Source organism: Spirochaeta isovalerica, from assembly GCF_014207565.1.
GTDB classification, from domain to species: Bacteria; Spirochaetota; Spirochaetia; order DSM-2461; family DSM-2461; genus Spirochaeta_F; species Spirochaeta_F isovalerica.
The window spans coordinates 595669-613410 of record NZ_JACHGJ010000001.1 but is presented as its reverse complement, the minus strand read 5'-3'; the positions used below and the strand labels follow the sequence as shown (position 1 = coordinate 613410).

Sequence of the window (17742 nt, the reverse complement as noted above, 5' to 3'; positions counted from 1 at the left end):
GGTTATTTTGTATTTATATGAAGAATCAAGTGTAAAAAAAGAGGATGTGTAGATGAGTGAAGAGTTTACCGTGGTAAAAGATTTCCTCGGAAAAATGAACATGTTCCATGAACAGGTCGATATGGAAAAAGCTTATCAGCATTTCCTTACCGAAATGGAAAAGGGACTGAACGGAGAGAAGAGCTCTCTTCAGATGATCCCCACGTTTATAGAAAGTGAAATGGAAATTCCTGTCAATGAAAAAGTCATTGTCATGGATGCGGGAGGAACGAATTTCCGGACGGCTCTGATTCACTTCGATGAAAACCGTCAGGTCGTAATTGACAGTTTCAGAAAAAGTCCTATGCCGGGCAGTGACAGGATTCTGACTTTCGATGAGTTCTTTGATATTCTTGCTGATTCCATAATGGATATAGTTGAAGACAGCGGTAAGATAGGTTTCTGCTTTTCATACCCGACAGAAATAACTCCCGACAAAGACGGACGGCTGATCAAATTCGTCAAAGAAGTTCAGGCCCCGGAAGTGGAAGGGAAGATGATCGGCAAAAGCCTGCTCGAAAGGCTGAAGAGCCGGGGTGTAAAAAGAGACCATAAAATCGTTATTCTCAATGATACGGTGGCAACCCTCTTAACCGGCAAGGGATCCGCTCCTGAACGGAACTATGAGGATTATCTCGGATTTATCCTCGGAACAGGCCTGAACAGCTGCTATTCCGAATCGAATGAAAATATACACAAGCTCGATGCTATTCATCTGGACGGTACCCATTCACAGATCATTAATGTTGAATCGGGAAACCTCTCCGTTCCTGAAAGAGGTAAGTTGGATAAGATTCTCGATGAGAAAACATCCGCTCCCGGTTCCTACTTTCTGGAAAAAATGACTTCCGGAGCCTACTTCGGTGCCCTGGTCTCGGAAGTTCTGTTTGAAGCGGAAAAGAGTGATATTTTTGATAAAGGTTTTACCAGCGAACTGGAAATTGCGGGAAATCTCAATACCAGACAGGTAAATGAATTCCTGCAGAATCCCTTTATGAAAGAGAATATTCTGACAAAAATCTGCGATCGCCACCACGAAAGAAATCGGGACATCCTCTATTTTCTCATAGATTGCATGCTTGAAAGAGCGGCGAAGCTTATCGCCGTGAATATGGCGGGAATAATATTGAAATCGGGAAAAGGCGAAAGTCCTGTAAGACCCATTTGCCTGACAGTTGACGGAACGACCTTCTATGCCTATCACAAATTCCAGTTCAGAGTAGAAAAATATCTTAATGAATTTCTGACGGGAGATCGCAAACGCTATTATGATATCATAAAAGTCGAAGATGCTCCGCTTATCGGAGCGGCTATCGCTGCGTTAACCAATTGAAAAATGTTATCTTGAAAAAAGGGCTTCCGGCGTAAACCGGAAGCCCTTTTTTGTAATATATAAAAATTAAAAGGAGACGTTGATAAGGTTATCCACTTCATTCTGATAAGATGTGGATTTTTCCAATAGCGTATCGACAGAATCTGTTTCTCTGTTGGAATAATCGATACAGCTTTCCAGGTACGCTATCCTGCTGTTGGACTTTCTGATAAAAAGATTATTGAGAGTTACGAACCGGTCTGCTGTTTCAATGCTCTGCAGCAGCATTTCCCGTTCGCTGACCAGTTCGCTTCTTCTATTGGTCAGGTCGTATATCTGCTGACGGTTTTCCTCTATGCTGTCCTGTAGTTTCTGGCGGATAACGCTGTCTGTCTGGTTCGCTTTGGCTGAATAGAGTTGAGCTGAAGTTGATTTCAATTCAATAAGAAGAATATCTATTTTCCCGAGAACAACAGCGATTTCCGATTTTTTCGATCGGTCTTCATCACCTCTGTTTTCGTAAATTCTTATATCTTCCCGAAAGCCGGCGATATCGTTCCGGAGGCTTTCTATTTCATTTTCAGCGTTCTGGATATCGATCTGCCTGGGAGGCATTGTGTCGTAATCGAGAATGCTGCCGAAATTATTGCCATACAAATCCCCGCGGCTTTTACTGTAATCCAAATCGTTTTTTCCATAGATGTTGTCTAGATTTGTTCCGGAAACGGCTGTCAGAGCCAGAACAAGTAGCATTGTTGTAGTTAGTCTTTTTTTCATAAAAAAGATCATTGCAAATTCCATACCGTTTTTTCAATGGGTTTTATTCAATTTAAAACCGAATCTGATTTTTTTTTCGACCATATTGTCGAATGGCACGACCTGATGGGCGTTCCGAACCTTTATTCTTGACGGGGTGCAAGCTCGCTCCTATCATCTTTATTAGCGATATTTGTTTTTCAAAGTAAAAAGGAGATTGATTAATGAAAAAGTTTACAGCGTTCTTACTTTTGTTTTCAGTGGTCTTTTCTTCCGCCATAGTGGCGGGAGGACAGCAGAGCAGCGAAGATGCACCGATGGATGACGTTCTGAAAATTGTCCTCATCCTCAACGGTACACTGGGAGACAAATCATTTTTTGACTCGGCTGATAATGGGATGAAGCTGATAAAAGATAAATACGGAGATAAGGTCCTGGTAAAAACCATTGAAATGAATTACGACGAAACCAAATGGGAACCGACTCTGCTCGATGTGGCGGAGCAGGACTGGGATATCGTAATCATGGGAACTTGGCAGATGACTGAAATGCTCCAGGAAGCCGCTCCCGATTATCCGGATAAGAAATTTATCATCTTCGATACGGAAGTAGATTACAGCCTCCCCGATATGGATAATATCTACTCGATCACATACAAGCAGAATGAAGCCTCTTTCCTGGCGGGCGCACTGGCTGCCCGGGTTACCACTTCCGATATGCCTCTTGCCAATCCAGAAAAGATGATAGGGTTCCTGGGCGGAATGGATATTCCCGTCATAAATGACTTTTTAATAGGCTATATAGAAGGCGCTCAGTATATTGATAAAGATATAAAAGTGGCCGTTTCCTATATCGGATCTTTCGACGATTCGGCAAAAGGAAAAGAAATGTCTCTGGCTCAGTACAGTCAGGGGGCGGACATCGGTTACAATGTTGCGGGCCAGGCCGGGCTGGGGCAGCTCGATGCGGCTAAAGATGCCGATCGATACGCGATTGGTGTAGACTCCGATCAGGCTGAACTTTTCCTCTCTACTGATCCGGCGAAAGCGGAGCTGATAACAACTTCCGTTCTCAAGCGCGTCGACAACTCCCTTCTCAGAGCCATAGATCTTCATATGGCCGGTAAAGCGCCCTGGGGAAGCAGCGAGATCCTCGGATTTGAAGAGGAAGCTGTGGGTTTTGCCGAAAATGATATCTATATGAAAGTGGTTCCTGCGGAAATCAGGGAAGAAATGGATATGCTTCAGAAAAAAATTATTGACGGCGATATTGTCGTCAGCAGCGCATTTGGAATGAGTTCCAGTGAAATACAGGCTCTGAGAGACAGCGTTTCTCCATAGTATAATAATTCTTAAAAGGGTTGTGCCCTCATGGGCGCAGCCCTGTCTTTTTCAGGGAGTTTTGCATGCAAACTGATTTTCTCAGTATGAACAATATAACGAAAGTTTATCCCAATGGAATCGTAGCCAACGAGGGTGTGGATTTTTCTCTGCGAAAGGGAGAAATCCATGCCCTCGTCGGTGAAAACGGCGCGGGAAAATCTACATTAATGAAAATCCTCTTCGGACTTGAACACCCGGAGGAGGGAGAAATCCTGCTTAAGGGGAATCCGATAAATATCGGTTCGCCCAATGTGGCTATTGAACATGGGATAGGAATGGTCCATCAGCATTTCATGCTCGTCCCCTCGCTGACTGTGGCGGAAAACATGGTTCTCGGTTCCGAACCCAGAAAGGGACTTTATGTCAACATAAAGAAAGCCTCTACGGAAACATTGGAATTATCCCGCAAATACAATCTGGCTGTAGATCCTTCGGCAAGAATCAGGGATCTTCCTGTGGGCATTAAGCAGAAAGTCGAGATTCTGAAAGCCTTATACCGCGGCGCTGAGATTCTTATACTGGATGAGCCGACTGCCGTCCTTACACCTCAGGAAACGAAAGAATTATTCGAGGAACTTCATCTGCTGAAGGAGCAGGGCAGCACCATTATTTTCATCTCTCACAAACTCCATGAAATAAAAGAACTCTGTGACAGGCTGACGATTATGAGAAACGGCCGTTCTCAGGGTGTTTTCAACGTCGCCGATGTTACTGAAAAAGATATCTCCCGATTGATGGTAGGCCGGGATGTTATTCTCGAAGTGGAAAAAGGTCCCGCTTCTCCGGCTGCGGTGTCACTGAAAGTGGAAGATCTGACTGTCGTGAATGATTTCGGAAAAAAAGCTGTTAATAATATTTCATTTTCAGTCAGGAAAGGGGAAATCCTCGGTGTTGCCGGTGTCGAAGGTAACGGACAGAGCGAACTGGTGGAAATACTGACAGGGCTGCAGCGGATAAATTTCGGTTCTGTGGAAATAGAAGGTGTAAATATCGCCGGTAAATCCATAAAGGATATCCGGAATCTGGGAACATGCCATATCCCGGAAGACCGGATGACTTACGGTGTGGCCGAGACTCTGGATATTGAACAGAATCTTCTGGCGGATAAGCACGATTCATCCCGGTTCACCGGCAGGATATTGACGAAACCGAAAATCATACGGGAAAACTCACTCAAACTTATTGAAGAATACAAAATCAAATGCGGCTCGCCCCTCGAAGAGGTTAAAATGCTGTCCGGCGGAAATATACAGAAAGTTGTCGTTGCCCGGGAATTCTCGGTAGAACCGAAATTGATCATTGCCGATCAGCCGACGAGGGGTATCGATGTGGGAGCCACGGAATTCATAAGAAAGCGGCTTGTGGAACTGCGTGACGAGGGGAGCGCCGTACTGCTGGTTTCAGCGGACCTGAATGAGGTTCTGGAACTTTCCGACAGTCTTATAGTCATGTACAACGGAGAAATAACCGCTTATATAGAAGATGTTAAATCTCTAGGTGAAGAAGAGCTGGGGTTGTTCATGCTTGGAATTAATAAACAGTCAGATAGCGAGATCGGGAGGGCGCTTCATGTTTAAACAGAAAAAGCTTTTTGAGCTGTTCCGCACTGTGCTGGCTATTGTCATTGCCTTGATCATCGCTCTTATTACCATTCTTTTTGCCAGCGAAGAACCGGGAAGAGCTCTCAGCCTATTCCTTTTCGGCCCGATGGACAGTCTGCGTCATTTCGGCAATGTCCTTGAAATGATGATCCCGCTCCTTTTTACGGGACTGGCTGTCAGCCTTATGTTTTCCGCAGCACAGTTCAATCTCGGGGCTGAAGGCGCCTTTTTTCTCGGCGGTATCTCGGCGACAGCTGTCGCGATAAATCAGAATCTGATTCCTTTTGTTCACCCGGTTCTGTCAATATTGGCCGGCGGATTAGCCGGAGCGGTTTTTTGCGGAATTCCGGCGCTGTTAAAAGTAAAGTGGAATGCTTCCGAGCTTGTTTCCTCGCTCATGTTTAATTATGTCGCTCTTTTTCTGGGACTATATCTTATCAATTACTACATGCGTGATGTCGATGCCGGCGCAATGGTCTCTTTTCGTCTGGCGGAGACATCAAAACTCGTCAAGCTGATTCCCGGAACAAGAGTTCATTTCGGATTGATCATTGCCGCGCTGACAGTCGTAGCCGGTTATTACTTCATGTACAGAACCAGATGGGGCTACAGAATCCGATTGACCGGCCTCAACAGCAGCTTCGCCCGGTATTCGGGTATCAGAACCGCTTCGGTCATCATTCTCTCTCAGGTCCTCGGCGGGTTCATAGCCGGTTCGGGAGGAGCTATTGAAATCCTGGGTATGTACAGGCGATTTTCCTGGCAGTCTCTTCCCGGTTACGGCTGGGACGGAATCATCGTTGCCATACTGGCGCGGAACAACCCGGCTCTGATTCCGGTCGGTGCTTTTTTTCTGGCTTATTTGAGAATCGGCGCGGATTTGATGGCCCGTTCTTCCGACGTGCAGAGCGAAGTCGTGTATATCATTCAGGGCGTTATGATTGTTCTTATTGCTGCAGAAAGTTTCCTCGCACATTACAGACATAAGCTGGTTTACAGAGAAGCCCGGAAATCGGCGACAACGGGTGAATAGGGGGAGTTATGTCGGATTTTTTTAATATTATTTTTTCTGTCGATTTCGGTTATGCCGTTCTTCGCGTTACCACTCCGATTCTCTTCGCTGCCATGGGGGCTCTCATTTCAGATAAAGCCGGAGTTATAAATATCGCTCTCGAGGGCATGATGCTCATAGCCGCGCTAACCGGAGTTATCGTCAGTGCACTCGCTCAGAGCGCGGGGCTGGGGCTTCTGGCAGCCGTTATCGTCGGGGCCCTTGTCGGCATGATCCTTGCCTATTTCGCCCTGAATCTTAAAACCGATGTCATTCTGGCTGCAATTGCCATAAACCTCATAGCCATGGGCGGTACCGTATTCATTCTGTTTATGGTCGGTGGCGATAAAGGGATCTCTTCCTCTCTGCCCAGCAAAGTTCTTCCCAGGATTGACATTCCGCTTCTGAAATCCATACCGGTCGTCGGACCGATTCTTTCCGGACATAACATTCTCACATATATGGCTTTTCTCTCCGTTTGGGTCATGTATATTTTCATTTACAAAACCCCGCTTGGTTTGAGAATCCGAGCTGTCGGAGAGAATCCCGATGCTGCAGATTCGGTCGGGATCAGCGTGCGGAAAATCCAGTACATAGCTTTGACTCTCAGCGGAGCTCTTGCGGGATTCGGCGGTGCCTATATGTCAATGGGTTATGTTTCGTGGTTCAGCAAAAACATGACAGCCGGACGGGGATTCATCGCCCTTGCCGCGGAAGCCATGGGCGGCGCGACTCCCCATGGAGCCATGTTCACCTCCCTCCTCTTCGGGCTATTTGATGCCCTTTCCAATTCTCTCCAAACTCTGAGGGTTCCTGCAGAGTTCATTCAGATGATCCCCTATCTGGCAACAGTCATAGGGCTGGTTATTTATGCGGCGAACAAAACTGAACAGATAAAGAGGATACAGGCTCAAAAGGAGAGGCAGGCCGGCACGAAAACAGAGAAAGGAAAAACAACATGAAAATTCCCTGCATAATGGATTGCGACCCGGGACACGACGATGCCATAGCCCTGGTTCTGGCTTACGGCAGTGATAAGATCGATATACAGGCGATCACAACGACAGCGGGCAATCAGACAATTGAAAAGACTACCAATAACGCTCTCAGGATCATGACTTTTCTCGGAGCTGAAATCCCTGTTGCCGCCGGATGTGCCAAACCGCTCTTCAGGGATCTGATTATAGCCCCGGAAGTACACGGAGAAAGCGGTCTGGATGGTCCGGAACTGCCTGATCCTGCTTATGACGCTCAACCTGTTCACGCTGTGGAGCTGATGGCTGAAACTGTAAGGAAAAGCAAGGAAAAAATCACAATCGTCCCCACGGGAGCTCTTACCAATGTCGCGCTGTTTCTCATGACCTACCCGGAACTCAAAGGACGAATTGAAAGAATCTCTCTAATGGGAGGTGCCTGCTGGGGCGGAAACTGGACGCCGGCGGCGGAGTTTAATATTCTGGTTGATCCGGAAGCGGCAAGAATTGTCTTTGAGTCGGGGATTCCCATCACCATGAGCGGACTCGATGTGACCCATAAAGCCTATATCACCGATGATGACAGGGAGCTGTTCAGAAGCATCGGAACCAGGACTTCGATCCTTGTTGCGGAATGGCTCGATTTTTTTGCTAAATTCCATAAGGACAATTTTGATTTCAAAGGCAGCCCGCTTCACGATCCCTGTGCCGTCGTATGGCTTATCAACCCGGATCTTTTTACGGCCAGGGATTGTCATGTGGATATTGAGACTTCGGGCAAAGTGACTACAGGTTCGACTGTCGTCGATTATTACGATGTATTGAAGAAAGAAAAGAACGCAACTGTCCTATTCGATGTCAGGAGAAAAGATTTTGTAGATCTCCTGGCCGGTCAACTGGAGAAAATGCCATGAAAGAACAAAAAACAGGCAGACCGGTTCTGTTAGATTGCGATCCGGGCATAGATGACGCATTGGCCATATTTATGGCTCTGGCATCGGATGAACTCAAAGTCGAAGCGATTACAGCTGTCGCCGGCAATGTCCCTGTTGAGCGCACAGCTCTTAACGCGCTTCAGCTCGTTGAGTTGTCAGGCTACGAAGTAGAGGTTGCTTCCGGGGCGGGCGCACCCCTTTATGGAAAGAAAAAAACAGCCGAATCCGTTCACGGCAGGAACGGTATCGGAGATATAGAGCTTCCGCCTCCGGTCGGGGCTTTATCCTGTCAGACTGCCAGGGAACTCATATACCGGAAAGCACTCGAACAGGGGGGGGAGCTGGAAATCATAGCCACAGGTCCCCTGACAAATATAGCTTCAGCTCTTCTCATTTATCCCGATCTGAAGAATCTTATTCGACACATCTGGATCATGGGTGGGTCCGCCTACAGCGGAAACAGAACGCCTGCAGCAGAATTCAACATTTATGCCGATCCCCATGGGGCATCCATTGTTTTTCAGTCCGGTGTTCCCATTACCATGTGCGGGCTGGATGTGACAAATAGAGCTCTTATTTACAGAGAAGATATTGAACGATTATCCCTTTTTCAAAGCGATGTCGCCCGGAAATCCGCTCAAATGCTCACCTGGTATCTCGGATTTTATAAAAGCTTCGGTTTTGAAGGGGTCGCCATGCACGATCCTTTTACAGTGGCGGCAGCTATCGACCCTTCACTTGCCGCGACCAGGCATCTGTATGTGGATGTGGAAACAGAAGGGGAATTCACCTTCGGTCAGACTGTTGTTGATATTCTTAAAGTGAGCGGGAAAAAACCCAATGCCCATGTCGCTCTGGAATTGGATAACAAAGGTTTTGTCGATCTTTTTGAAAAACTGATGAGGTCATATGGCTGATGTTTTTCTGAAAGGCGGAACTGTTATCGATGAAAGGGGACTCATCAGTCAGAATCGGGGAATTCTTCTTAAAAAGGGTAGAATCCATTCAATCGGAATCGATGAAAAAGAAATCAAGTCTGATACAGAAGTTTTTGATTGTTCATCGCTTTTCATAACTCCCGGTATTCCGAATCTCCATACTCATTCTCCCATGAACATCTTCAAAGGCATAGCGGAAGATGTCGATGAGCAAAGCTGGTTTAATGAGGAAATCTGGCCTTATGAGAGTAAGATGGAACCCGGAGATGTATATGCCGGCTCGTCCCTGGCCATCGCTGAAATGATAAATCGCGGTGTTACGGCTTTCGCCGACCATTATTTTCATGCGGATCAGGTTTGCCGTGCCGCGATTGATGGGGGAATCAGGCTGGATATGGCACCCACATTATTCGGAATGGCCGGCCGCTTCGATGAACAGCTTGAGGCATCGACAGAATTAATGGATAGCCTGAGTGAGACCTCCGATCTTCTCGCATTCCATTACGGGCCTCATGCTCCCTATACCTGCAGCCCCGATGAACTGGCCGGAACTGCGGAAGCGGCGGAGAAGACAGGGCGGGGCATTCATATTCATGTGGCGGATGCCAAAGCCCAGATCGAGGCCAGCAGGGAGAAGTACGGAAGGACACCTTTTCAGATTCTCAAGGATTCCGGCGTTCTCGATCAGCCGCTTATCGTAGGCCATGGATTGTGGATTCTGGAGGAGGAGATCCCGTTGATCGGGAAAGATACCTATTTTGCCGTATGTCCTAAAACCTATATGAAACTTAGCGCCGGAACCGGACGTCTCTGGCAATTTGCCGACCGACTGCCCTTAGCCATAGGGACGGACGGAGCTGCCAGCTCAAACAGTCTCGATCCTCTGGAACAGCTGAAGTTCTTTCTGCTTCTTGGAAAATTGACAATGGGAGATTCCACAAAGTTTACGCTGGAAGAAGGATGGACAATTTTAATGAAAGGCCATAAAGCCATGCCTTTCAGGTCGGGCAGGATAAAAGAGGGGTATTCCGCTGATCTGATTTTCTGGGATCTCGACCGGATCAATACCGCGCCGGTTTACAATCCCCTGGCTTCCATTATTTACAGCAGCGGTCCGGAAAACATTGTCCATTCAATGGTCGGCGGACGGTTTGTTAAAAAGAACGGAGAGGTTCAGATGGATCTGAAAGCCATCAGAAGAGAAGCGGGAGATCGGGCGAAAGCCATTCTTCAAAGAGGTAAAGGACGCACGAAACTGATATTTTAGAAATTCAATATAGGAGAATATAATGGGGACACCACATCTGGAAGCGAAAAAAGGTGATATAGCTGAATCGGTACTTCTTCCCGGAGATCCGCTGAGAGCTAAGCATATTGCGGAAACATTTCTCGAAGATGCTGTTTGTTATAATCAGGTCAGGGGAATGCTGGGCTACACCGGACTATACAAAGGGAAAAGAGTATCGATTCAGGGAACAGGAATGGGTATCCCTTCAATTTCCATATATGTGAACGAACTGATTGCGGAGTATGGTGTCAGAAAACTTATGCGAATAGGTACGTGCGGATCCATTCAGGAAAATGTGAACATGAGAGATGTGGTTCTGGCCATGAGTGCTTCTACCGATTCGTCCATTAATAAAATCCGTTTCGGCGGACTGGATTATGCACCTACGGCAGATTTCGAACTTCTCCATACAGCATGGTCTGTGGCAAAGAAAAAAAATATCTCTGTGAAAGCCGGTCCAGTCTTAACATCCGATACTTTTTACGGCGACGATCCCGACTGGTGGCGCCTCTGGGCGGATTTCGGAATAATGACAGTGGAAATGGAAACAGCCGGTCTTTACACGCTGGCTGCCAAATACAAAGTTCAGGCTCTCGCACTTCTCACTGTGAGTGATAGTATACTCACCGGTGAAGTCTCGACTACGGAAGAAAGGCAGAAAACTTTCAATGATATGATTGAGATCGCTCTGGAGTCAGCCTGATTAATATTAATGATTGAAACCCGGAAAACCGAGAAAGTCGTTTTTTTATTTTCACTGGTGATTCACCTCACATCTCCTCTATTGTTTGTTCTGCGAGGAAAAAGTTCTCCTCTCTCGACATTATATTTTCCCCATTTTCTTGTTTTTCTGGGAATTTCTCTTCTCCTTTCCTTCATCATTTTTCTTTACAGATCCGATGGTGCGAGAATAACGATTATTTTAATCCGTTTTATGATCATCTATTTTATAGGTTATCCATTGGGCGATTACATCGGTATTGAAATTCTTCTTTTTTCCTCCCTTATACTGGAAAGCGGTCTGTTGCTGCCCATACCGGCCAATTCGATTTTTCTTGTTCTTGAAAATCTCGTTTTCCTTATGATCCAAAGAGAATTTTCCGCCTGGTGGTATGATCTGGAGGCTGTTCCGGTCCACGATTTGATTTTTACTTTTCTCTTCAATTCCCTGTTTTCAACTTTAGTGTATTATCTGGCGTACAATATCGAAGATCGTCGAAGGAAAGAAAAAAAAATAGAAAGACTGGATTCTGCCATATCCCAGCTGACCGATGCCAATATCGGCTTTCAGAAATATGTCAAAGAGAAAGAACTCGAGACAATTGTCAATGAAAGAAAAAGGCTGTCCCGGGAAATTCATGATGCGGTCGGTTATGCCTTGACGAATATCATAATGCTTCTTGAAGCTGCGGCGCTGCTTGTTGATAAAGACCGGAGCAAGCAGAAAGAAGCCATACTCAACGCTAAAAAACAGGCCATAAACGGGTTGGAGGAAACGAGAACGGCACTTCGTCATCTGCGGGAGGACAAGGAGGACCGGCTGCAGGGGAAAAGAGCTATTGACGAGCTGATCCGGGCTTTTCGCGACGCTACGGGAATCGTCATCAAAGTCGAATATGGCAATCTTCCCTTTTCTGTCGGCGAAAGAGTGGATACACTGATGTTCAGAATGATTCAGGAAGGTATGACCAATGCTTTCCGTCATGGCATGGCAACTGTCATAACGATTATATTCTGGGTCGATGAGGACCTTATACGGTTGTCCATACACGATAATGGTTCCGGATCTTCCGATATTGTCGAAGGAATCGGCCTGGCGGGAATGCGTGAAAGGCTGGAGCAGATCGGAGGCAGACTTCTTATGAAAAATGTTGTGGACGGTTTCGAGCTTTCTGCTGAAATCCCTTTGGAGGAAGATAAATGAAATTGCTTCTTGTCGATGACCAGGTCCTGTTTGTCGAGAGTCTCAGAACAGTTCTGATGATCATTGCCGATGATCTGGATATCGTCGGGATTGCCAACAGCGGCCTGGAAGCTATAAAAGCTGTTGAACAGGACAAACCCGATATAATTTTAATGGATGTCCGCATGCCCGGAATGGATGGTGTGGAAGCTTCCCGCGCTATTCTGGAAAAGTATGATGATATAAAGATTATGATGCTGACAACTTATGATGATGACGAGTATGTGCAGGAAGCGATCAAATACGGTGTCAGCGGTTATATGCTTAAAGATGTGCCGCCGGAAGATCTAGTCAATTCCATTCGCGCGGTTATGGCCGGAACGGTCCAGATGTCTCCTAAAATTCTGGAACGGATTATGAAAGGTGGCCGGTCCGTCCAGAGCATTATCGAAGAGGACTACAACAAAATACTCGGAAAAATCGATAACTTGAGCAAGCGGGAGCAGGAAATCCTCTTTCTGATGGCTGAAGGGGATGACAATACGGAAATAGCCTCAAAGTTGTTTATTGCCGAACAGACAGTAAAAAACCACGTCAGTAAGATATACTCCAAACTGGGTGTACATGAACGCATTACCGTTTTGAAAATTGCCAGGAAGGCTGATCTTGGGCGGTTTTTCAATTATCTGAACGACTGATAGTACTGTACCAGTACCGGAACAGTACCACAATGTGATTGGTGAAGGCCCGATACTGTCTTTAATATTAATTCAAACTATTAAAGGAGTATTGAATGAAAAAAAGTGTCTTTTCATTATTGCTGATTGTTTTTACTCTTCTCTTGCCGGTTAGCATAGCAGCCGGAGGTCAGCAGAGCGCCTCTGATAAGGGCGATCAGGGCGTTGTCGAATTCGATTTCTGGACAACTCAGACTCAGTCCGACAGGTTAGCGACAATACAGGTTCTTATCGATACCTATACGACTCTCTATCCCAATGTGAAAATTAATCTTGTACCTGTAGATGAAAACGATATGGTCTCCAACGTTCAGACGGCTTCCATGTCCGGTTCTCTTCCGGCCATGATCGAAGGTTCGGCGGATATGCATGTATCGTTCGGGGCCGAAGGCGTTGTCGATACGGCGGCTACAACAGCTCTTATCGAAAAAGTGGGAAAATCCGATTTTTATGCCGGACCGCTTAAAATGCTGGAATCCTCTCAGGGCGGAAGCTATTACGGAGTTCCCTATCATGGCTGGATACAGGGCATCTGGTACAGAGCTGACTGGTTCGAAGAAGCAGGGCTTGAGCCCCCCGTTACGTGGGAAAATATCCTGAAAGCGGCAGAGCACTTTTATAAGCCGGCTGAAAATCAGTATGGAATCCTCGTCGGTACAAAGGCGGAAACCTATGCCGAGCAATGTTTTACACCTTTCGCCATGTCCAATAATGCCGGACTATTCGATAAAGACGGCAATCTGGTTTTTAATTCTCCTGAAATGAAAGAAGCTGTTGAGTTTTACGCCCGACTGGCTGAGTATAATCCTCCGGGACCCCAGACATGGAGAGCCCGGGACTATTATCTCCAGGGCAAAATGGCGATGTTCTTTTATTCCACTTACATTATGGATGACCTGGCGCTGGCTGAAGTGGCCCAGGGATCTCTTACCAGCGAAAATTTTGAAAACCTCAAAGGCGCATCTTTTGACCCCGATCTTGTTAAAAACACGAGAATGGCACCTATTGTTTCCCATAAATCCGATGCGGGATATGGAACTGTCGTCGCCTTCAGTTTCCTGAATCAGGAAGACAAGAGAGTTACAGAAGCCGCCTCCCGTTTCGTTGAGTACCTCTTTACTCAAAATGCCTATATCACCTGGCTGCATATGGCTCCCGGGGGAATGAATCCCATGCTTAAGGGAATTGCGGAAAATGCACGATTCCAGAACGATCCCAATGGTATTTTTAAAAATTACGGACCGGAAAAAATGGCGGAGATTATCGATGGGCTGAATAATATCGAATCATTCGGCATCGTAGAGGGCAATGTGATCGAAGCGGCCAGTTCCATTACGGCTCAGCAGATTATTCCCAAGATGATCTACAGCATAACTCAGGAAGGAGTTTCCGTTGATAATGCCATGAACGAAGCGGAAATGGAAATGAAGAAACTTCTTCAGTAAAGTTTCGAACGAGTACGGAGACATCCCCGGAGCTATTCCCTGAGGATGTCTCTTCCCGAGAGGTTTAAATGAATAATGCAATAAAAAAACTGGACCGGGCGCAAAGAGAGTCAGCTCTCGGATGGGGATTGATTCTCCCGGCTGCTCTGATCATTGCGCTGCTTGTTCTTTACCCCATCGTATATAATATTTATCTCAGTTTTTTCGATACCAGTTTAAGCGGCCGCAATACTTTCATCGGCTTAAGCAATTATCAGAATGTCGTGTTCGATATCGACTTCTGGAAAGCTGTTTTGACAACCCTTATTTATGTCGTTTTTACAACGGCGGGAACTACGGTTTTCGGCCTCATCGTTGCTCTGGTCATGAACCAGAGATTTCCTTTGCGCGGGTTGGTGCGGTCACTACTCCTTCTTCCCTATGTGGCGCCGGTCATATCTGTCGTTTACTCCTGGAAATTTATCTTCGACCCGGTTAACGGCATCTTTATGGACCTGACTGTAGAAAAAATGGGATTGTTCGCCGAACGGTTCAACCTGATCGGTTCTCCTTCCGCGGCCATATGGGTCGTTATAGTTTTCAGTATCTGGAGAAATTTTCCTTTCACATATCTGATGATTCTTTCCCGTCTGCAGGCTATAGACAGGAATCTATACGAAGCGGCTGACATCGACGGATGCGGCGGATGGGCCAAGTTCCGATATATCACCTTGCCGGAAGTCTATTTTGTCACGGGCTCGATCGTGCTGCTGAGAATCATCTGGAACTTTAATAAATTCGAAGATATCTATCTGCTGGCCGATAACGTGGAAGTGCTATCGGTTTACACATATTTCAAAGCTTTTACCGGTGCCATGGAAATGGGACAGGGATCTTCGCTGGCCGTTATCCAGTTTCTCCTGCTCATCGGTTTTATAATTTATTATGTAAAGAAGGTGCTTAAATGGTAACTTCCAACAGAATCCCGAAAAGAATCGGCTTTTACGCCCTTGTTATATTTATTGTATTTTTTGCGGTTTTTCCCTTTGTTCAAATGCTTTCCATGTCTCTGAAGTATCAATGGGACTGGGGAAATCCTTCTCTTATTCCCACTCAGATCAATCTCGAGGCATACAAAGAGCTGCTCAATATCGGTCAGGAGGAAAAAAACATTCCCGAATCCATAAGAGAGCTGCTCGATACGACTCCGGATTTGACCAGAGACCAACGGAAAGCCATTGTCGACAAGTATAAAGACTCGGGCAACGTCTTTCCTTTTCTCAAGTACTTCAGGAACTCACTGTTCCTTTCTCTGACGGCAGCTTTTCTCTCTGTTAGTTTATCTATTTTCGGGGCCTATTCTTTCAGCCGCTTAAAATACATCGGACGCTCGTCCATACAGAGAGGTGTTCTTTTCGTTTATATGTTCGGTGGAATCCTGCTGCTGATTCCTCTCTATACGATGGCATCCAACCTCGGACTGCTGGCGACAGAAGCAGGCACATTTTTCGCTCTTCTGATAATCTATCTCGTTCAGACTCTGCCTGTCTCTCTTTATATGCTCGGGAATTTCTTCAGAACCATACCGTTTTCCATAGAAGAAGCTGCCATGATCGAAGGGGCTTCCCGCCTGGGAACCATAGTTCGGATTGTCATTCCCCTGTCCATATCAGCTATCGTAACGGTGTTCATCTATTCCTTTATGATTGCCTGGAATGAATATCTCTTTGCCGCGGTTTTTCTGAAAGGTTATACGGATATATACACTCTTCCTCTTGGATTGAGACAGCTCTATGTCTCTAAAAATGCCATATGGGACAGAATAATGGCGGCCTCCATGCTGACGGCCATGCCGGTCATAGCTTTGTTTATGACTATTCAGAAAAATCTAGTGGGGGGATTATCAGCCGGCGGAGTGAAAGGGTAGGAAGAAAATTGAAAAAAAATCTTCATTGTCCTCTGTAAAAGTTGTATATTGTCCTAACGGAATATGATCATGAAAAATACCTACAGAATTGCTTTTATCAGCGGTAAACTCGCAGATGTGGACGGAGTTTCCCTGGAAGTTGACAAATGGATTGAGATCCTTTCCGGCAAAGGACACGAAATTTTCACCATTGCCGGGAAATACGGAGCGGAACTGGAAAACGTTCCCCCCTCCAACAGATATTGCCACCCTATGCTGGCCTTTGATTCGCCTCAGCAGAAAAGCTATGAGAAAATTGTGTTTCCCTATCTCTCGGGGAAACACAATCATGTTTCTCAGATCCAGGTCGACACAGCTGTCAGCAAGATGCTGGAAGAGGGTGAAGAGCTGGCTGGTTATCTCTATGATTACATTCAGGAAAAACATATAGATGTTCTCATCGCCCAGAATACCAATGCCATGCCCATGGCTCTGTTAACCGGTATTGCCGTTCATAAGCTGGCAACGGAAAGAAAAGTAGCGACCATATTTCATCATCACGATTTCTGGTGGGAAAGAAGCCGATTCAGCGGGAACAGGATTGAACCTCTGCTGAAAGAAATGATGCCTTCCCATGATCTGGGTCTGGAGCATGTCGTTATATCCTCATATGCCGGCCATATTCTTAAATCCATTAAAAGAGTGAATCCCCATGTGGTACCCAATTGCGAGGATTTTTCCGCCGCTCCTGTAAGGGATGAATACAACAGTACTTTCCGAGGGGAACTCGGATATGCCGCTGATGATATCCTATTCATACAGCCGACCAGAATCGTTCCAAGAAAAAGAATAGAAGATTCGGTCCGTCTGGTGGCGGGATTCATGAATCACTATCCTGAATTAAAGGAGAAAGTCCGTTTCATCATCTCGCTCTACCAGGGCGATGAACTGGATGATTCATATGTAAAAGACATTCAGAGACTGGCCGGTGAACTGGACGTGCCCCTCGATCTGATCGCCCACAGAGTCGCATCGGTCAGAGGCCTCAACGACAAGGGTGAAAAGCTTTACACCAACCGCGACGTGCTGGTTAATGCCGATATTGTTACTTACCTGCCTGTCTGGGAAGGTTTCGGGAATGCTTTTCTGGAAGCTGTCGCCGCCCGTGTTCCCGTTGTCATAAGCACTTATCTGGTCTATAAAACGGATATTCAGTGTGCCGGCTTCAGCAATATTGAGATCCGCGATTCCTATGATGAAGAAGGAAACCTCATTCTCGATGACAAGGTCTACTCCCGTATCCACAGGATTCTCACCGATGAAAAAGCCCGCCGGGAAATGGTTGAGAAGAATTTTATCACGGGGAAGAGGGAATTCGGTTTCAGGACACTGGAAAAGAAACTCGATGAAATTCTGGAATCCTACAGCGATGAGATAAAGGCGTCACGGAGAAGGCTGGAAAAATCCAGGCTCACTTTTTCCGTATAATGAAAGAG

General features: G+C 46.2%; 16 protein-coding genes. 15 read left to right on the top strand and 1 reads right to left on the bottom strand.

Features of this window, described 5'->3' with window-relative positions; translation table 11 throughout:
* The first annotated feature begins 52 nt into the window (after positions 1–52).
* Positions 53–1372 (top strand): hexokinase family protein, encoded by a 1320-nt coding sequence (locus HNR50_RS02590; protein ID WP_184743282.1) that lies wholly within the window; start codon positions 53–55, stop codon positions 1370–1372.
* Between the two features lie 66 nt (positions 1373–1438).
* On the opposite strand, the gene HNR50_RS02585 is transcribed toward HNR50_RS02590, so the two are convergent.
* Entirely contained in the window at positions 1439–2128 is a 690-nt protein-coding gene (locus HNR50_RS02585; protein WP_184743279.1) for a hypothetical protein, read from the bottom strand.
* A 203-nt stretch (positions 2129–2331) separates the two neighbouring features.
* Between HNR50_RS02585 and HNR50_RS02580 the strand changes: the two genes are divergently transcribed.
* The 14 genes from HNR50_RS02580 to HNR50_RS02515 all read left to right on the top strand — a co-directional run bounded on the left by HNR50_RS02580 (position 2332) and on the right by HNR50_RS02515 (position 17734).
* Positions 2332–3447 carry a BMP family ABC transporter substrate-binding protein gene (locus HNR50_RS02580; RefSeq protein ID WP_184743274.1) on the top strand — a complete coding sequence of 372 codons (1116 nt, stop codon included), beginning with the start codon at positions 2332–2334 and terminating at the stop codon, positions 3445–3447.
* A gap of 86 nt (positions 3448–3533) precedes the next feature.
* Positions 3534–5066 carry an ABC transporter ATP-binding protein gene (locus HNR50_RS02575; protein ID WP_246433738.1) on the top strand — a complete coding sequence of 511 codons (1533 nt, stop codon included), beginning with the start codon at positions 3534–3536 and terminating at the stop codon, positions 5064–5066.
* Positions 5059–6123 carry an ABC transporter permease gene (locus HNR50_RS02570; RefSeq protein WP_184743267.1) on the top strand — a complete coding sequence of 355 codons (1065 nt, stop codon included), beginning with the start codon at positions 5059–5061 and terminating at the stop codon, positions 6121–6123. Before HNR50_RS02575 ends, HNR50_RS02570 begins: the two co-directional genes overlap by 8 nt.
* Positions 6124–6131: 8 nt before the next feature.
* Positions 6132–7103: an ABC transporter permease gene (locus HNR50_RS02565; RefSeq protein WP_184743264.1), complete on the top strand. Its 972-nt coding sequence runs from the start codon at positions 6132–6134 to the stop codon at positions 7101–7103.
* Positions 7100–8029, top strand: a complete 930-nt coding sequence (gene rihA / locus HNR50_RS02560) for a pyrimidine-specific ribonucleoside hydrolase RihA (RefSeq protein WP_184743261.1) — start codon at positions 7100–7102, stop codon at positions 8027–8029. Before HNR50_RS02565 ends, rihA begins: the two co-directional genes overlap by 4 nt.
* The gene (locus HNR50_RS02555; RefSeq protein WP_184743258.1) at positions 8026–8967 is read left to right on the top strand and encodes a nucleoside hydrolase; all 942 of its coding nucleotides are present in this window, start codon (positions 8026–8028) and stop codon (positions 8965–8967) included. Before rihA ends, HNR50_RS02555 begins: the two co-directional genes overlap by 4 nt.
* Positions 8960–10255 carry an amidohydrolase family protein gene (locus tag HNR50_RS02550; protein WP_184743255.1) on the top strand — a complete coding sequence of 432 codons (1296 nt, stop codon included), beginning with the start codon at positions 8960–8962 and terminating at the stop codon, positions 10253–10255. The genes HNR50_RS02555 and HNR50_RS02550 overlap by 8 nt, the downstream gene beginning before the upstream one ends.
* 22 nt (positions 10256–10277) lie before the next feature.
* Positions 10278–10979 carry a purine-nucleoside phosphorylase gene (gene deoD / locus HNR50_RS02545; protein ID WP_184743252.1) on the top strand — a complete coding sequence of 234 codons (702 nt, stop codon included), beginning with the start codon at positions 10278–10280 and terminating at the stop codon, positions 10977–10979.
* Between the two features lie 9 nt (positions 10980–10988).
* On the top strand, positions 10989–12200 hold the full coding sequence (locus tag HNR50_RS02540; protein ID WP_184743249.1) for a sensor histidine kinase: 1212 nt from the start codon (positions 10989–10991) through the stop codon (positions 12198–12200).
* Entirely contained in the window at positions 12197–12877 is a 681-nt protein-coding gene (locus HNR50_RS02535; RefSeq protein WP_184743247.1) for a response regulator transcription factor, read from the top strand. The genes HNR50_RS02540 and HNR50_RS02535 overlap by 4 nt, the downstream gene beginning before the upstream one ends.
* 95 nt (positions 12878–12972) lie before the next feature.
* On the top strand, positions 12973–14361 hold the full coding sequence (locus tag HNR50_RS02530) for an ABC transporter substrate-binding protein (RefSeq protein WP_184743244.1): 1389 nt from the start codon (positions 12973–12975) through the stop codon (positions 14359–14361).
* 68 nt (positions 14362–14429) lie between these two features.
* Positions 14430–15311: a carbohydrate ABC transporter permease gene (locus HNR50_RS02525; RefSeq protein ID WP_184743241.1), complete on the top strand. Its 882-nt coding sequence runs from the start codon at positions 14430–14432 to the stop codon at positions 15309–15311.
* The gene (locus HNR50_RS02520) at positions 15305–16267 is read left to right on the top strand and encodes a carbohydrate ABC transporter permease (RefSeq protein WP_184743238.1); all 963 of its coding nucleotides are present in this window, start codon (positions 15305–15307) and stop codon (positions 16265–16267) included. Before HNR50_RS02525 ends, HNR50_RS02520 begins: the two co-directional genes overlap by 7 nt.
* A gap of 69 nt (positions 16268–16336) precedes the next feature.
* Positions 16337–17734 (top strand): glycosyltransferase family 4 protein, encoded by a 1398-nt coding sequence (locus HNR50_RS02515; RefSeq protein WP_184743236.1) that lies wholly within the window; start codon positions 16337–16339, stop codon positions 17732–17734.
* Positions 17735–17742 lie beyond the last annotated feature (8 nt).